Genomic DNA, 1,025 nt, shown 5'->3' with positions numbered 1-1,025 from the left:
CGCCCCGACTGGCGAAGGAGTTGAAATGAAAGAAGCAGACCAAAAAAAAGTGAATGCCGTAATGGCAATTGCTGATTATCTCGGTGTAAAAAATCAAATCGAGGTGATCGAATACTCAGCCGAATCAGTGCAGGTTGAGTGGCGAAATCCTAAAACAAAACAGCTTATTCATCGTGATTACACTTTTGCAAATTCCTTTGTAAAAGACTTTGAAAAAGCCCTGAAATCGAACGTGAAGTTTTACTGATAAAGAGGGGGAGAAATCCCCCGTAATTCTCCCATTTTTTACTGATAAACATCAAATATATGAGGTGTATTATGTGGAAACGTGGCGAAAACAAAGTGATTCTGATGGGGCGTGCTGGCAAAGATGCAGAAGTGCGTTACACCCCAAACGGAACGGCCATTGCGAGCCTGACGCTGGCTACAGAAATCAGCTACAGCGACAACGAAGGGAAGGAGCAAAAAGAAACGGAATGGCATGATATTGTCATTTTTGGAAAGAAAGCCGAAGCAGCTGGGAAGTACTTCAAAAAGGGTATGATGCTGTATTTTGTCGGGCGCATTCGTAATAACAAATGGCAAGGGACAGACGGCAAAGTGCGCAGCAATAAGGAAATTGTTATCGATAATAACGGCGAAATGCAGATGCTGCCGGGAGCTGGGCCACGTAACACCAGTGCAGAAGGCCAGGGAGGCATTGAAAATCATGATGAACCGCCGTTCCCGGATATGAATGATTACCCGCAGTGAGTATTTGAGTTAGAACGGCCCGCAGGGCGCGGGCCGCCAATCCAGAGGGGGGAGTATGAATATCAGTGAACAATATCGGGTGGCGGTCGTCAGTACCGGCCATGTAAAAAAAGAAGACGCGGAGCTACTGGACAAGGTCTGTAACGATGACTTGTCCGGTCAAGGTTTGTTCTGGATCGAGAAAAATCGATATGGGTGGATATTGCGTATTTCTGCTACTGAACAATGGCGAGTGGAATTAACCAGGGCGGGGATCAGTGCAAGTGCTTTGG

Annotated in this window: 3 protein-coding genes; all 3 read left to right on the top strand. The window is 46.4% G+C overall.

Annotated elements, in window-relative coordinates; all coding sequences use genetic code 11:
* The coding region (locus tag QRY16_RS21965; RefSeq protein WP_289778059.1) for a hypothetical protein at positions 1 to 247 on the top strand (247 nt) is incomplete at its 5' end.
* A 71-nt stretch (positions 248 to 318) separates the two neighbouring features.
* On the top strand, positions 319 to 753 hold the full coding sequence (locus tag QRY16_RS21960; protein ID WP_289778058.1) for a single-stranded DNA-binding protein: 435 nt from the start codon (positions 319 to 321) through the stop codon (positions 751 to 753).
* Between the two features lie 55 nt (positions 754 to 808).
* Positions 809 to 1,025 (top strand): DUF5983 family protein (locus QRY16_RS21955; protein ID WP_289778057.1); only part of this gene is annotated, 217 nt, incomplete at its 3' end.

It is taken from the genome of Mixta mediterraneensis (assembly GCF_030283135.1).
Lineage (GTDB): Bacteria > Pseudomonadota > Gammaproteobacteria > Enterobacterales > Enterobacteriaceae > Pantoea > Pantoea mediterraneensis.
The sequence above is the reverse complement of the archived record's forward strand: the minus strand, read 5'-3'. Positions and strand labels throughout refer to the sequence as shown.

Bases quoted from the DNA above. Each gene is read 5' to 3' on its own strand.
- QRY16_RS21960 (WP_289778058.1), top strand. From the start codon at position 319: ATGTGGAAACGTGGCGAAAACAAAGTGATTCTGATGGGGCGTGCTGGC.